This is a genomic window from Massilia sp. CFBP 13721 (genome assembly GCF_014842025.1).
Lineage (GTDB): Bacteria > Pseudomonadota > Gammaproteobacteria > Burkholderiales > Burkholderiaceae_D > Telluria.
The window spans coordinates 1-257 of sequence record NZ_JACYUY010000087.1 but is presented as its reverse complement, the minus strand read 5'-3'; the positions used below and the strand labels follow the sequence as shown (position 1 = coordinate 257).

General features: G+C 65.0%; 1 protein-coding gene. It reads left to right on the top strand.

From position 1 onward, the window contains the following. Nucleotides 1–257: flagellin N-terminal helical domain-containing protein (locus IFT60_RS26270; protein WP_524537869.1), on the top strand; the 257-nt coding region annotated here is incomplete at both ends.

Genomic DNA, 257 nt, shown 5'->3' with positions numbered 1-257 from the left:
ATCAACTCGGCCAGCGACGACGCCGCCGGCCTGCAGATCGCCACCCGCCTGAAGTCGCAGACCAGCGGCATGGCCGTCGCCATGCGCAACACCCAAAACTCGGTGTCGATGCTGCAAACCGCCGAAGGCGCCCTGAACGAAACCGGCAACATCCTGGTGCGCATGAAAGACCTGGCGACCCAGGCCGCCGACGGTTCGTCGTCGAAGGATGACCGCACCGCGATGCAAGCCGAGTACGACTCGCTGGCTGACGAACT